Raw genomic sequence first — 13,148 nt, 5'->3', positions numbered from 1 at the left:
GACGGTCCCGCCCCCGCCGCGCCAGGGCCCGCCCCGTCCCCTCCGCCCGGGCCGCGCCTGCCGGAGTTGCACCTGGTGGCCGCCGCCCGGCCGAACCTGCCCAAGATCGCCGCCCTCTGGCACGCGCTGCGGGAGAATCCGATGGGCGCACGGCCGGTGATCCTGCACACCGGCCAGCACCACGACGCCGCCATGTTCGGCGACCACCTGGCCGATCTCGGCCTGCCGGCGCCGGACGTCTCCCTCGGCATCGCCGGGGGCAGCCATGCCGAGCTGACCGGCCGCACCCTGATGGCCTGCGCCGCGTTCTGGGAAACGCGCCGCCCCACCCTGGTGGTGGTGCCCGGCGACGTGGACGGCGCCCTGGCCGCCGCCCTGGCGGCGCGCAAGCTGGGTATCCCCGTGGCGCATCTGGAGGCTGGGCTGCGCTGCGGCGAGCGCGACATGCCGGAGGAGATCAACCGCCGCGCCATCGATGCGGTGAGCGACCTCCTCTGGGCCCCCGACCAGGAAACGGCCGCCCGCCTCCTGGCCGAGGGACATTCCCCCCGGACGGTCCGGGCGGTGGGCAATGCGATGGTGGACAGCCTCCTCCGCGCCCTGCCCGCCGCCCGCCGGCTGCCGCTGCCCGGGGGGCTGCGGCCCGGCGGCTACGGGCTGCTCACCCTGCATCGCCCGGCCAATGTGGACAGCCCCGCCGCGCTGGCCGCGCTGCTGCGCGCCGCCGGCGAGGCCGCGCGCCGCCTGCCCCTTGTCTGGCCGCTGCATCCACGCACGGCGGCACGGCTGGCCGCCCTTGGGGACGCCCTCGGGGACGCGCAGGGGCTGACGCTTCCCCCCGGCATCCTGCGCCTGCCGCCCCTGCGCTACGGCGCCTTCCTGTCGCTGATGGCGCGGGCCCGGCTGGTCGCCACCGACAGCGGCGGCTTGCAGGAGGAGGCGGCGGCGCTGGACCTGCCCTGCCTGACCCTGCGCCCTTCCACCGAGCGGCCGGTGACGCTGCTGTCCGGTGCCAACCGGCTGGTCCGGCCGGAGGATCTGCCCGGGGCGGTGGAGGAGGTCCTCCAGGGCCGCTGGCCCGCCGCCCGGCCGATCCCGCTCTGGGATGGGCAGGCCGGGGCGCGGATGGTCGCGCATCTGCGCGAAGCCCTGCCCGGCCTGGGCGCTTCCTTGGGAATGGCTCCGGGGGTGGCGGCGTGAACGCCCTCGCCCCCTCGCCCCTCCGCGCCGGCGCCAGGGCATCGGCGCCCCTCGTGGTGATGCTGTCCGCCGCCCATCCGCCGGAGGATGTGCGCGTCGTCGGCAAGGAGGGCGCCGCCCTGGCCGCCGCAGGCTGGCGGGTGTGGCATCTCTGCCCCCAGCCCGCCTCCGGCGTCACGGCCCGACCCCCGGCACAGTCGCGCGGCGTGTTTCTCGTGCCCTATCGCCGCCGGCCGGGCTGGCTGGGGCGGCTGCTCGGCATCCCCGCCCTGGCCCGCCGCGCCCGCGCCTGCGACGCGGCGGTGCTGCATGCCTCGGAGCCCGATTCCTGGCTGGCCGCGCTGATCGCCGCGCGTGGCCGCGACACGCGGGTGGTGCTCGATGTCCACGAGCACTACCCCTCCCGCCTCGACCACCGCCTGCCCCGGGCGCTGCGTCCCGTGCTGGCGCCGCTGGCAAGGGCGGCGATCCGCCGGGCCTGCCGCGCCATGGCGGCGCGGGCCGATGCGGTGGTGGTGGCCAAGGACGGGCTGGACGAGGATTTCCGCGCCGCGCCCCGGCTGGCCGCGGTGCGCAACTATGCCGAGCCCCTGCCCCTCGCCCCCCGCCGGCACGCCCCCGGCCCGCTGGTCCTGGCGCATCTGGGCAGCCTGACCCGCAGCCGCGGCTCGGAGGAGATGCTGCAGGCCCTGGCGCTGGGCTCACCGCAGGCGCGGCTGCGGCTGATCGGCCGCTTCGCCGATGGCAGCGAGGCGGAGTTCCTGGCCCTGGCCCGGCTGCTGCTGCTGGAGGACCGGGTGGAGCGGCTGGGCTGGATGCCGCAGCCGGCGGCGCTGGAGGCCCTGGCCGGGGCGGATATCGGCCTCGTCCTGTTCCAGCCCGGGGTGGAGAACCACCGCCTCGCTTTGCCGCACAAGCTGTTCGACTGCATGCTGGCCGGCCTGCCGGTGATCGCCCCGGATTTCGCCACCGAGGTCGCCGACGTGGTGCGGGACAGCGGCTGCGGCCTGCTGGTGGACACCGCCTGCCCCCGTGCCATCGCGGCGGCGGTGGAAACCCTGCGCGACCCCGCCCTGCGCGCCCGGATGGGCGCGGCGGGACGCGAGGCCGCCCTGGGGCGTTACGGCTGGGCTGCGGAAGCCGAACGTCTGACCGGCCTTTACGGGCGCTTGGCCCCCCTCCCCGGGAGGGGCTAGACGAGGATGGATGGCGCCCAGACGCATCCTGCTGAACTTCCTCGTGGACCTCGCCCTGGCGGCGGCGGCCCTGCCGCTCGCCCTGTGGCTCGACGCACCCGGGGACTGGCCACCAGCCCTGTGGTGGCCGCCCGCCCTGATCGGCGGGCTGGGGGCCTTCCTGCTGGGGGCCGTGCCGCTGCGGCTGGCCCGGCAGTACTGGCGATTCTCCGGCCTGCCGGACATGCTGGCCGTGCTGGCCGCCGCCGTGACCATGGCCGCGCTCTTCTCGCTGGGCCTGTTCGTGGCCGGGCCGGTGCGCGGCTGGGGGCCGCCCAGCATCGCCTTCCCCTTCCTCCATGCCGGATCGCTGGTCGCCCTGCTGGGCGCGGCGCGCATGGCGGTGCGGATGCGCCACACCCATTACCGGGGCGCCCGCGCCCTGTCCTCGGGAGAAGCCCCGGCCCGCACGGTGATGCTGGCCGGCGCCGGCGATGCCGCCGACCTCTTCCTGCGCGCCCTTTCGGCGCAGCGCGTGCCGGGCTTCCGGGTGCTGGGCATCCTGGCGCCCCGGGCGCGGCAGGCCGGGCGGCGAATCCTGGGCGTGCCGATCCTGGGCGCGCTGGACGATGCGGACGAGGTGCTGGAGCGGCTGCGGGAACAGAACCGCCTGCCCGCCACCCTGGTTCTGGTGGGCAGCGACGTTTCGGGCAAGGAGCTGGAGGCGCTGCTGGATGCGGCCGACCGCCACGGCGTGACCGTGCGCCGCGCCCCGCGCCCGACCGCGCTGGACCCCACGGCGCCGGAGCGGCAGCGCCCGGACGGGGGGGCCCTGGGGGCGGAGCGCCGCATCACGCTGCGCCCGATCGGCATCGAGGAGCTGCTGGACCGGCCCCAGGTGCCGCTGGACCGCGAGGGCATCGCCCGGCTGGTGCGGGGCCGGCGGGTGCTGGTGACGGGCGCCGGCGGCACCATCGGCGGGGAGCTGGCGCGGCAGGTGGCGGGCCTCGGCCCCGCCATGCTGACGCTGCTGGACCATGGGGAGTTCGCCCTCTACTCGATCGACCTGGAGCTGGGCGAGCTGCACCCCGAGGTGCCCCGCCGGGCGGTGCTGGCGGATGTGCGGGACGAGACCCGCATCCGGCGGCTGATGGAGGAGGCCCGGCCCGAGCTGGTCTTCCACGCCGCGGCGCTGAAGCATGTGCCGATGGTGGAGAACGATCCGGCCGAGGGGCTGCTGACCAACGCCCAGGGCACCCGCATCGTGGCCGACGCGGCCCGGGCGGCGGGGGCCGTCGAGATGGTCTTCATCTCCACCGACAAGGCGGTGAACCCGACCTCGGTGATGGGCGCCGGCAAGCGGCTGGCGGAGATGTACTGCCAGGGCCTCGACATGCAGGCCCGCCAGGGGGCGGCCAGCGGCCATGGCGGCATGCGCTGCGTCACCGTCCGCTTCGGCAACGTGCTGGGCTCCACCGGCTCGGTCGTGCCGCTGTTCCGGCGGCAGCTGGAGCGCGGCGGGCCGCTGACCGTCACCCATCCGGACATGCGCCGGTATTTCATGACGGTGCGCGAGGCCGTGGGGCTGGTGCTCCAGGCCAGCGTGGTGGGGGCGGAGGACCGCGCCGACCAGCCGCCGGAGCTGCGCGAGGGCGGGATCTTCGTGCTCGACATGGGCGATCCGGTGAAGATCGTGGACCTCGCGCGCCGCATGATCCGCCTCGCCGGGCTGCGCCCGGACGAGGATGTGGCGATCCGCTTCACCGGCCTGCGCCCGGGCGAGAAGCTCTACGAGGAGCTGTTCCACGGGCAGGAGCCGCCGAACCCGACGCGCTTCCCCGGCCTGCTGGTGGCCACGCCCCGCACCGCCGATCCGGCACTGGTGGGCCGGGCGATCGACGAGATCGCCGCCGCCTGCCGCGCCGGGCAGCCCAAGCAGGCCCTGGCGCAGCTTTCGCGCCTGGTGCCGGAATTCGACCACGACCCGCATCACGCGGCGGCGCGGGGGGCCTGACCCTTCCCCGGGTCGCTGGAGCGGCCCGCCCAGGCATACGGCGGGCCGATGGAGGCCCGCGATGAATGCCCCCTTCCTGCCTTCCCGCGCCCGCGGCCTGATCCGGCGGCTGGAGGCGCGGCAGGCCCGGATCGGCATGATCGGCCTGGGCTATGCGGGCTTTCCGCTGGCCCTGCGCTATGCCGAGACGGGCTTCCGCGTCACCGGCTTCGACATCGACCCGGACAAGGTGGCGGCGGTGCGGGCCGGGCGCTCGCCCGTCCACGGCATCGCCGATTCGCGCGTGGCGGCCGCGGGCATCGAGGCCCATGCCGGCATGGAGGCGGCGGCGGCCTGCGACGCGCTGGTGATCTGCGTCCCCACCCCGATCGGCCCGCACAAGGAGCCCGACCTGTCCGCCGTGCGCGACACGCTGCACGCCCTGCGGCCCTTCCTGCGCCCCGGGCAGGCGCTCTCGCTGGAAAGCACCACCTATCCCGGCACCACCGAGGAATACGTGCTGCCCGTCCTGGCCGAGGCCGGGCTGCAGGCCGGCCGCGATGCCTTCTGCATCTACAGCCCGGAGCGCGAGGACCCCGGCAACCCCGAGGGCACGGTGGGCCGGGTGCCCAAGCTGGTGGCCGGCGCCACGCCGGCCTGCCGCGCCGTGGGGGAGGCGCTCTACGCCCCCGTGGCGGGCTCGGTCGTGCCGGTCTCCTCGCTCGCCGTGGCGGAGCTGGCGAAGTGCTACGAGAATGTCTTCCGCGCGGTGAACATCGGCCTGGTGAACGAGCTCAAGCGCCTCAGCCACGCCATGGCCATCGACGTGCACGAGGTGATCGACGCCGCCGCCACCAAGCCCTTCGGCTTCATGCCTTTCCGCCCCGGTCCCGGCCTCGGCGGCCACTGCATCCCGGTGGACCCCTACTACCTCGCCTGGAAGGCGCGGGAACTGGGCGTGCCGAGCGACTTCATCGAGCTGGCGGGCCGGGTGAACGATGCCCAGCCGCATTACGTGGTGAACCGCCTGCGCGACGCGCTGGACGCGCGTGGCCGCACCCTGCGCGGCGCCCGTGTGCTGCTGCTCGGCCTCGCCTACAAGCCCGACGTGCCGGACACGCGGGAAAGCCCGGCGGTGGAGATCTTCCGCATCCTGGAGGGCCATGGCGCGGCCTTGGCCTACCACGACCCGTTGGTGCCGCGCTTCCCGGTGACGCGGCGCCTCGCCGGCACGGCGCCGGAGCTTCGCAGCCAGGACCTCACCCCCGCCCTGCTGGCCGGGCAGGATGCGGTGGTGATCGTGACCCCCCATAGCGACATGCCGCTGGAACTGGTGCGCCGCCATGCCCGGCTGGTGGTGGACACGCGCGGCGCCCTGCGCCAGCCCGGCCTTTCCCGGCCAGCCCCGGCACCCGCCATGCCCCCTCCGGCACCCTGGCCGCTCAGCGGGATGCGGGAGGAACAGGCGGGCTTCCTCGGCCCGCAGCCCCGGACGCCGGGAGCAAGATTGCCGGGCGATACGAAGGGTGACTTGGCCCCCGGGGGCGGCGGGGCCTACATCGTCCCCGCATAGGGCCAGCCCCTGCCGCCCCCGGCGGCACCGGGGCGGGCCCGCACTCCCCGAACGGGGCCGGGCCACCGGGCCGGGTCCCCAGCCAGCTGGAATGCCATGACCGCCGCTTCCGAGTCCTCCCCCCGCCCCATCGCCCTCTTCGACATGAAGGCGCAGCAGGCGCTGATCCGTGGCGAGCTGGACCGCCGCATCGCCTCGGTGCTGGATTCCGGCCGCTTCGTGCAGGGCCCCGAAGTGGACGAGCTGGAGAAGCAGCTCGCCGCCTTCGCCGGCTGCCGGCACGCGGTCGGCGTCTCCTCCGGCACCGACGCCTTGCAGATCGCCATGATGGCCGAGGGCATCGGCCGCGGCGACGCGGTCTTCCTGCCCGCCTTCACCTACACCGCCACCGCCGAGGTGCCGCTGGTGCTCGGCGCCACCCCTGTCTTCGTGGACGTGGACCCGCGGAGCTTCAACATCGACATCGCCGACCTGAAGCGCCGCATCGCCACGGTGAAGGCGGAAGGCAAGCTGCGCCCGCGCGCCGTGGTGGGCGTGGATCTCTTCGGCCTGCCCGCCGACTGGCCGGCCATCGAGGCGATCTGCGCCGAGGAAGGCATGTTCGCCCTCGACGACGCCGCCCAGGCCTTCGGCGCCAGCCTCGACGGCAAGCGCCTGGGCCGCTGGGGCGGGGCGGCGGCGCTCAGCTTCTATCCGACCAAGACGCTGGGCTGCTACGGCGATGGCGGCGCCATCCTGACCGACAGCGACGAGAAGGCCGAGCTGTACCGCTCGCTGCGCACCCATGGTGAGGGCAAGCAGCGCTACGAGGTGCTGCGCACCGGCATGAACGGCCGCCTCGACACGATCCAGGCCGCCATCCTGCTCTGCAAGCTGCCGCTTTTCGAGGAGGAACTCCGCAGCCGCGCCCGTATCGCCGGCTGGTATGCGGAACGCCTGGGCAACCGTGTGCAGACCCAGGCCCAGCGCCCCGGTGCCGGGAGCGCCTGGGGCCTCTATTCCATCACCCTGCCGGAGGCCGCCGACCGCCCCCGCGTCCAGGAGGCCTGCAAGGCCGCCGGGGTGCCCACGGGCATCTACTACCCGCTGCCTCTGCACCACCAGCCGGCCTATCGCGGCCACCACGCCGGCGCCGCCCTGCCGGTCAGCGAGGACCTCTGCACCCGCATCCTCAGCCTGCCGATGCACCCCTATCTCGACGAATCCCAAGCCGACCGCGTCTGCCACGCCATCCTGTCGGCGCTCTGAGGGGATCGGACGCGGCGCTCCGGGAGGCTCTGCCTCCCGGACCCTTTGCTGAAGGAGGGGCCGCTCAGGGGGATAGTATCCCCCCGAGACCCCGCCATGAGCGCTCCGCGAGGAGGGGGGACAGGACACCCGTCGCCATCTGGCGAAACGGCGGAACCATCCCCCTCCTCGCGGAGCGCTCACAGGGTTCCAAGGGACTAACGTCCCTTGGCGGGGTGTCCAGAGGGGCAGAGCCCTTCTGGCCCCGGCCTGATCCTTTCAGAAACCCCGACGCAGGGTGGCGAGGCCGAAGCCGGCCAGGACGAGGCCGGCGAGGCGGTCGATCCAGAGGCGGGCGCGCGGGGTGAGGAGGTGGTGCAGGCGGGTGAGTGCCGCGACCAGCCCGCACCACCAGAGCATCGAGCCGGCGAAGACGCCAAGCACGGTGAGGACGGCCGTGGCCGTGTCGAATCCGTTGCGCGGCGCCAGGGCAGTGAAGATCGCCGCGAACATCAGGATCGTGGGCGGGTTGGTGAGCGTCAGCAGGAAGGCGCTCGCCAGCGCGGGCCAGGAGCGCGCCCGCACCGCCCCGGGCGCGGTCTCGGCGGGGCGGCGGCACCAGCTTCGCAGGCCGAGATAGAGCAGGAACAGCCCGGCGGCGAGGTGCAGCGGCTTCTCCTGTGCCAGCAGGAAGCCCGACAAGCCGGAAAGCCCCAACGCCGCCACCAGAGCGTAGCACGCATCGCCCAGCGCGATCCCCGCCCCCGTGGCGAGCCCGGCCTGCCAGCCTTGCCCCAGGCAGCGTCGCATGCAGAGCAGGCTCATCGGCCCGACCGGCGCGGCGACGGCCAGGCCGAAGCCTGCAGCCTTAAGGAAAAGGGCAAGGGGGATGCTCGGTTCCACGCGGAACTCCCGTTCGGCGAAGGCAAAGAAAAAGCCCCGCGACATGATGTCGGCGGGGCCTGCTGAGGGTTGCGGATGTCGGGTCCTTAGGAGGCGGATCGTCTCCGGCCACCGCCCTGTGCCGGGCCGGGGCCCGGACAGGTCACACGCATCCCCTCGGCACAGGCCGTGACCGGCTGTGCTTGCAGCGCTTGTCGCGCAACGGGGAGGAGTCGGCTCAACATTCCGCGAACAGGATGGATGGCGATGGCTGGTGGCGTCAACGCGGATTCCGTGCTGCCCCGCACCATTCCGGAACCGGCCGCAGCCACTCTCCGGCATCCGGCCATACCTCCCGGCCAAGAAGTGCATTTCTTTACAGAGTTTACTCATTGAATAAATCAGCAGTAAATCATGTAACAGCTTTACAAGGCCGGATGTAAATCCGGTGTTCCCTCCGAGGCGGGACGGACGTTCTATGTCCGACGAGAAGTCGTTCTCGGATCAGAGGGAGACCGAAGCCATGTTCATCACCACCAAGACCCAGACCATCCCCGCCGTGACCCAGTCGCGGAACCTGCCGGCCAGCGACGCGGCGTCCGCGCAGCCGCGGGACGAGAACACCTATGACGACGGCCTGGTGCACAACCACGACTGGGCGAACGATCGTCGTGAGGAAGGGCCGGTGGGCCTGCGGCCCGAGCGCCTGGTGGCCGACGCGGCCAGCGTGCGTACGCCCAGCAGCGCCGTGCACGACGACCTCCACTACAGCTGACCCTTCCGGGCCGCACCACGGCCACCACGGCAGACGCCTTCACGACAGCAGGAACAGAGACATGCCCTTCCCGAACCACGCACCGGATGGACTGAGCGGCGGCTTCCCGGGCCCGCGTGGCGGCGCCTCCGCCTATCGCGACGATGTCGAGCAGATCGGCAAGCTGGTGGAGAGCCGGCACGGCACCTGGGACGCGATCAGCCCCGAATCCGCCGCCCGCATGCGCCTGCAGAACCGCTTCCGCACCGGCCTCGACATCGCGCGCTACACCGCCGGCATCATGCGCGCCGACATGGCGGCCTATGACAGGGACCCGGCGCTCTACACCCAGTCGCTCGGCGCCTGGCACGGCTTCATCGCCCAGCAGCAGATGATCGCGGTGAAGAAGCATTTCGGCGGCACGGAGCGGCGCTACATCTACCTCTCCGGCTGGATGGTGGCGGCGCTGCGCTCGGAATTCGGCCCCCTGCCCGACCAGTCGATGCACGAGAAGACCAGCGTCCCCGCGCTGATCGAGGAGATCTACACCTTCCTGCGCCAGGCGGACTCGCGCGAGGTGAACGACCTGTTCCGCGCCTATGACAAGGCCCAGGCCGCGGGCGACCAGGCGAAGGCGGCGGAGCTGCTGGCCAGGGCGGAAAGCCACCAGACGCATGTGGTGCCGATCATCGCCGATATCGACGCGGGCTTCGGCAATGCCGAGGCGACCTATCTCCTGGCGAAGAAGATGATCGAGGCGGGCGCCTGTGCGCTGCAGATCGAGAACCAGGTTTCCGACGAGAAACAGTGCGGCCACCAGGACGGCAAGGTGACGGTGCCGCACGAGGACTTCATCCAGAAGATCCGCGCCATCCGCTACGCCTTCCTGGAGCTCGGCGTGCCGGAGGGCATCATCGTCACCCGCACGGACTCGCTGGGCGCCGGCCTGACCAAGCAGATCGCCTATAGCCGCGAGCCGGGCGATCTCGGCGACCAGTACAACGCCTTCCTGGACTGCGAGGAGATCACCGCCGGGCAGGCGAAGGACGGCGACGTGCTGATCCGCCGCGAGGGCAGGCTGCTGCGCCCGAAGCGCCTGCCCAGCAACCTTTATCAGTTCCGTCCTGGCACCGGCGCGGACCGTTGCGTGCTGGACAGCATCACCTCGCTGCAGAACGGCGCCGACCTGCTCTGGATCGAGACCGAGAAGCCGCATGTCGAGCAGATCGCCAGCATGATGGACCGGGTGCGCGAGGTCGTGCCGAACGCCAAGCTGGTGTACAACAACTCGCCTTCCTTCAACTGGACGCTGAGCTTCCGCCAGCAGGTCTATGATGCCTGGAAGGAGGAAGGCCGCGACGTTTCCGCCTATGACCGCGCGAAGCTGATGAGCGTGGACTATGACGGGAGCGATCTGGCGGAGGAGGCGGATGCCCGCATCCGCAGCTTCCAGGCCGATGCCTCGAAGCGTGCCGGCATCTTCCATCACCTGATCACGCTGCCGACCTATCACACGGCCGCGCTGTCCACCGACACGCTGTCGCAGAAGTATTTCGGCGAGCAGGGCATGCTCGGCTACGTGCTGGACGTGCAGCGGCAGGAGATCCGCCGCGGCGTCGCCTGCGTCCGCCACCAGAACATGGCGGGCTCCGATATCGGCGACGAGCACAAGGAGTACTTCGCCGGCGAGGCCGCGCTCAAGGCCAGCGGCGCCCACAACACGATGAACCAGTTCGCCTGAAGGGGCGTCTCCTCCACAACGCCAGGGCCGCCCCCGCACCGGGGCGGCCCTTCGCCTGTTCGCCGCCCTTTGGGAGGAAGGCTCCGCCGCCCATCACCTTCCCTTGATCAGCCCGCCTCCCCCTCCCATCCGGGCGCCGGGAGATCTGGCCAAAACCCCTTCCCATCGCCAAGTTCCCCGCACGCGCTCTTTTGCCGCCTTTTCCAACCGCGCCACCCACGAGGGCGGCCGCGATCCTTTCCCCTGCCTTCTTCGTGCGAGGACATCCGCATGTTCACCTGCACCGGCTATGCCGCGGAAGCGGCCACGGCACCGCTCGCCCCCTTCACCTTCGAGCGCCGCGATCCCGGCCCGACGGATGTGCGAATCGACATCCTCTATTGCGGCGTCTGCCACTCCGACCTGCACCAGGCCCGCAACGAGTGGCACAACACCCTTTATCCCTGCGTGCCCGGCCATGAGATCGTCGGCCGCGTCGCGGCGGTCGGCGATGCCGTGACCCGCTTCAAGGTGGGCGACCTCGCCGGCGTCGGCTGCATGGTCGATTCCTGCCGCGAATGCGCGAGCTGCCAGGAAGGGCTGGAGCAGTACTGCGAGCGCGGCTTCATCGGCACCTATAACGGCGAGGACAGGCACGGCGGCGGCCATACCTTCGGCGGCTATTCCCGCGCCGTGGTGGTGGACCAGGCCTTCGTGCTGAAGGTGCCGGAGAAGCTGGACCTCGCCGCGGTGGCGCCGCTGCTCTGCGCCGGCATCACCACTTATTCCCCGCTGCGGCACTGGAAGGTCGGCCCCGGCCAGCGCGTCGGCATCGTCGGCCTGGGCGGGCTCGGCCACATGGCGGTGAAGTTCGCACGGGCCTTCGGCGCGCATGTCGTGCTCTTCACCACCTCCGCCAGCAAGGTCGAGGACGCGCTGCGCCTCGGCGCGCACGAGGTGGTGCTGTCACGGGACGAGGCGGCGATGGCCAGGGAGGCCAACAGCTTCGACTTCATCCTCGACGCCGTGGCGGCCCAGCACGACATCAACGCCTATCTCGGCCTGCTGAAGCGCGACGGCACGCTGGTGCAGGTGGGCGCGCCGGAGCAGCCCCTGCCGGTCGCCGTGTTCAGCCTGATCTTCAAGCGCCGCAGCTTCGCCGGCTCGCTGATCGGCGGCATCGCGGAAACGCAGGAGATGCTGGATTTCTGCGGCGAGCACGGCATCACCTCGGACATCGAGATGATCCGCATGGACGAGATCAACACCGCCTATGAGCGCATGATCCGGTCCGACGTAAAGTACCGCTTCGTGATCGACATGGCGACCCTGCCCGAGGCCGCCTGACGGCCGGCCGGGGCGCAGGGCCCCGGCCGCCTCCCCTCATGCCACGAGGCGCCGGTACAGGTGCCAGGTGGCGTGGCCCAGGACGGGCATGACCACGGCCAGCCCGACGAAGCAGGGCAGCGAGCCCAGGACCAGCAGCACCGCCACGGCCAGGCCCCAGCCGAGCATCGGCCCCGGATTGGTGGCCATGGCCCGCATCGAGGCGCGCACCGCCTCCGCCACGCCGACATCGCGGTCCAGCAGGAGCGGGAAGGACACCGCCGAGATGCTCAGCACCAGCAGGGCGAAGAAGAAGCCCGCGCCGTTGCCGAGCAGGATCATGCTGCGCCCCTCGCGCGTCCGCAGCACGTCGCGCAGGAACTCGCCCATCGAGTCCGGCGGGGCGGCGCCCAGCGTGGCGACATAGATGGCCTTGGCCACGAAGAGCCAGGCGACGAAGATGGCGAAGAGCACCACGCCCAGCGCCGCGATGGAGAAGAGCGAGGGCGAGCGCAGCACGTCGAAGGCGTTCACCCAGGAGGCCGGCTCGCCACGCTCGCGGCGGCGGCTGATCTCATAGAGCCCCAGCGCAGCGACAGGGCCGAGCAGGCTGATGCCCGCCAGCATGGGGAAGAGCAGCGGCAGCAGCTCGTAGCCGAAGGCCGCGCGGGCGGCGACGAAGCCGACCAGTGGGTAGATCACACCCAGGAAGACCAGCTGGGTCGGTGTTTCCCGGAAATCACACCATCCTTCGGACAGCGCGGCGCGCAGGTCGTCATAGCCGATGCGGCGGATGACGGGACGCGCGGGCACCCCCATGGTGCCGGCGGCCGCGGACGGATTCCTCACCATTCTCTCTACCCTCCCGAATGCATGGGCCCGGCGGGAACCATGGGAGGGGCACGTGGCCGAGGCGGTCCAGAGAGTGACCGGGCCGGGTCAGGACTCCTGCCCGGGCCCATCGCTGCTTGTGGCGCCGTGCTCCATCGATCGGTCTGCCCGCCACCGGGCCCGTCCTGGAAAGCGGCGGTCCGGCTATCCCTGATCTGGGCGGAAACGAGGCCATTTTCCAGAAGATTCCAGCCGGAGGGCTGGCGAATGGATGGTCATTTCGCGGTGAAGAGTGAACCCGATTCGGCAATCTGCGCGCGCTGTTTCACGAGGTTACAATATCGTGATAGGGTGTCCCAGAACCGGATCAGTTAATCCTTTCCTCCGCGCGGAAGCCAGGCAGGAAAAGCCTTCGCACACCGAGCATATCCCAGGGCGCCACAAGAATAATTCGCCCTGCCGCCGAT

10 protein-coding genes are annotated in these 13,148 nt (G+C 72.0%); 8 read left to right on the top strand and 2 right to left on the bottom strand.

Translation table 11 applies throughout. The annotated features are described in order from the left end of the window. Window positions 1-75 precede the first annotated feature (75 nt). The 5 genes from wecB (at window position 76) to BT98_RS0100650 (ending at window position 7,189) form a co-directional block, all read left to right on the top strand. The gene (gene wecB, locus BT98_RS0100670; RefSeq protein WP_237719334.1) at window positions 76-1,200 is read left to right on the top strand and encodes a non-hydrolyzing UDP-N-acetylglucosamine 2-epimerase; all 1,125 of its coding nucleotides are present in this window, start codon (window positions 76-78) and stop codon (window positions 1,198-1,200) included. Continuing rightward, entirely contained in the window at window positions 1,197-2,396 is a 1,200-nt protein-coding gene (locus tag BT98_RS0100665) for a glycosyltransferase (protein WP_019460201.1), read from the top strand. The genes wecB and BT98_RS0100665 overlap by 4 nt, the downstream gene beginning before the upstream one ends. A 10-nt stretch (window positions 2,397-2,406) precedes the next feature. Then, entirely contained in the window at window positions 2,407-4,389 is a 1,983-nt protein-coding gene (locus BT98_RS0100660) for a polysaccharide biosynthesis protein (RefSeq protein WP_027297116.1), read from the top strand. A 61-nt stretch (window positions 4,390-4,450) separates the two neighbouring features. Continuing rightward, window positions 4,451-5,941: a nucleotide sugar dehydrogenase gene (locus BT98_RS0100655; protein WP_019462804.1), complete on the top strand. Its 1,491-nt coding sequence runs from the start codon at window positions 4,451-4,453 to the stop codon at window positions 5,939-5,941. 96 nt (window positions 5,942-6,037) lie between these two features. Continuing rightward, window positions 6,038-7,189: a DegT/DnrJ/EryC1/StrS family aminotransferase gene (locus BT98_RS0100650; RefSeq protein WP_019462803.1), complete on the top strand. Its 1,152-nt coding sequence runs from the start codon at window positions 6,038-6,040 to the stop codon at window positions 7,187-7,189. Window positions 7,190-7,447: 258 nt separating this feature from the next. Here BT98_RS0100650 and BT98_RS0100645 read toward each other — a convergent pair whose 3' ends face one another. After that, complete coding sequence (locus BT98_RS0100645) at window positions 7,448-8,071, bottom strand: LysE family translocator (RefSeq protein ID WP_026033181.1); 624 nt, start codon at window positions 8,069-8,071, stop codon at window positions 7,448-7,450. A 457-nt stretch (window positions 8,072-8,528) separates the two neighbouring features. Here BT98_RS0100645 and BT98_RS0100640 point away from each other — a divergent pair, with 457 nt between their 5' ends. From BT98_RS0100640 to BT98_RS0100630, 3 genes are all read left to right on the top strand, one after another. After that, window positions 8,529-8,825: a hypothetical protein gene (locus BT98_RS0100640; protein ID WP_019461103.1), complete on the top strand. Its 297-nt coding sequence runs from the start codon at window positions 8,529-8,531 to the stop codon at window positions 8,823-8,825. A gap of 61 nt (window positions 8,826-8,886) precedes the next feature. Further along, a complete protein-coding gene (locus BT98_RS0100635) occupies window positions 8,887-10,545 on the top strand; it encodes an isocitrate lyase (protein WP_019461102.1) in 1,659 nt (552 codons plus the stop codon). Window positions 10,546-10,815: 270 nt separating this feature from the next. Continuing rightward, window positions 10,816-11,871 (top strand): NAD(P)-dependent alcohol dehydrogenase, encoded by a 1,056-nt coding sequence (locus BT98_RS0100630; RefSeq protein ID WP_019461101.1) that lies wholly within the window; start codon window positions 10,816-10,818, stop codon window positions 11,869-11,871. A 36-nt stretch (window positions 11,872-11,907) separates the two neighbouring features. Here the strand turns inward: BT98_RS0100630 and BT98_RS0100625 are convergent, their stop codons facing one another. Further along, window positions 11,908-12,702, bottom strand: a complete 795-nt coding sequence (locus BT98_RS0100625; protein ID WP_237719362.1) for a DUF2189 domain-containing protein — start codon at window positions 12,700-12,702, stop codon at window positions 11,908-11,910. Between the last annotated feature and the right edge of the window lie 446 nt (window positions 12,703-13,148).

Source organism: Roseomonas mucosa ATCC BAA-692 (assembly GCF_000622225.1).
Lineage (GTDB): Bacteria > Pseudomonadota > Alphaproteobacteria > Acetobacterales > Acetobacteraceae > Roseomonas > Roseomonas mucosa.
This window is presented reverse-complemented; position numbering and strand designations above follow the sequence as displayed.